The organism is Armatimonas sp., from assembly GCF_043760365.1.
Taxonomy (GTDB): domain Bacteria; phylum Armatimonadota; class Armatimonadia; order Armatimonadales; family Armatimonadaceae; genus Armatimonas.
Map to the genome: position 1 here is coordinate 1 of NZ_JAYUPA010000531.1, position 1,596 is coordinate 1,596.

1 protein-coding gene is annotated in these 1,596 nt (G+C 59.0%); it reads right to left on the reverse strand.

Annotation, left to right across the window (positions count from 1 at the left end; genetic code table 11):
• Window positions 1-81: 81 nt before the first annotated feature.
• Window positions 82-1,425 carry a hypothetical protein gene (locus ACH2EH_RS12350; protein ID WP_395142079.1) on the reverse strand — a complete coding sequence of 448 codons (1,344 nt, stop codon included), beginning with the start codon at window positions 1,423-1,425 and terminating at the stop codon, window positions 82-84.
• Window positions 1,426-1,596: the final 171 nt, after the last annotated feature.

Below are 1,596 nucleotides of genomic sequence, written 5' to 3' on the forward strand. Positions count from 1 at the left end.
CGCCAGCGGCGTCAGCGGCAGCAGCACCGGCTGCGGCTGCATTCGATAACCTGTTGGCGTTTGCGTCTGGTTGCAAACTCATCACCGGCGACCACGATGCTTGTCCGCGCCCCCGTTATGGGATGACCGCGCGGCTGCGGCGTACGATAGTCGCCCTCCGCCCGCCGCGTGCCGCGCGGTGGCGTTGAGCTCGCTAAGAGCAGAGGCCTTGGGAGGCTTAGCCGATGTGGTAAGAGCCCTCTCCAGGCTCATCAGCGCTTGTGATTTTTCTGCCGCCCCCACCGTTGCCTTTTCTAGGATTCTCGCCGGGGACGGGCAGGCATTCAGCCATGCGGCGAAGGTTTCCGCCGCAGCCTCGTCGAGGTCTCGCATACTTTCCTTGCGGATCTCCTCCAGTACGTCCAGTGCCGCACATTGCGCTTCTGCACCCAAGTTGTAAGCCTTCCACGAGCCCGTGGTCTTCCGAAGGGCTCGCTTCTGGGAGTCAATAGCTTCGTTCAAAATCTTTAGAGACTCCGCCGCGCTCGTGAGCGCCCGCGCGTGGTCGCGCTCATCCGGCGCCATGTCTTCGTCGGCCCCTGCCTCGGAGTCCGAAAGCACCTTCTCTCCGTCTCGCCCGATATCGTCGGCCGTCACCGGCACCCACGCATCATGGACCTTTTTGGTCCGCTCTGTTACTTCTGCCGCCGCTCCCTGCGCCGGCGCGAGCATCGGTGTGAAGATCGTTCGCACCCCATCAGTCATTTCTGAGAAGTGGTCCTTGGCCGTCAGGTCCACGGGGATGTACGCCAGCACCGTTGTCTCCGATTCCGTGGACACCACCTTCCCCCATGACACAGGGTAGGTGGATTCCACACGCCGTTGCGCTAAGTACACGCGCAGCGGTACCGCGTCCGTTATTCCACTGACATTACGGATTGTCAGCTGGGCGACGCAAATAGGTGATGATGAGACGCGCTCGATTTGGAGCTGCAGCGCCCGCGCAACCGTCGTCACCTTACCGTATTCCTCTTTCGGGACGACAACCCGAACCGCCAACCGACCAAAATAACTGTAGACCCCCCACCTTGTGAAACGAAGTTTCTTGGCCACCTCCTGCCTGAGATCCGCCACCGTCGCGTTTTTCCATTTCTCCGGCATTTGGTACTTCCCATCAATCTTCACCCGATCCGGGAAGAAGTCCACGACACCGCTGGCGGCCGCAGTGATCCACTGGTCGGCTGGGACCACCGCGACCGAGCCCTTGGTCAGTTCCTCCTGTGAAAGGATCGACGCTATCGGACACACGGTGGAAACAAGCGACGTCTCGCCGAGCTTGCTCCAAACGGGTGCTTCGGAAAAAAGGTGCTGAATCGCCGTACTCGACCTCGAGTAAATGCGACACAGCTTCGACTGATCTACGAAGCTCTGTTGGACAACGCTCAATTCTGATCCGACTTGCCCTCCCCCGCTGCCAGGCATATCAGATGTATCTGTTTCGCTCATAAAAACAAAAGAAAAAGCTTCTGATGAACGAAAGTAGTGCTCTGTCTGAAAGTGATTCCAGAACCCACACCAGGCTTGTGAGTCTTGTGACGTTTACCGTGCTTCTACGAC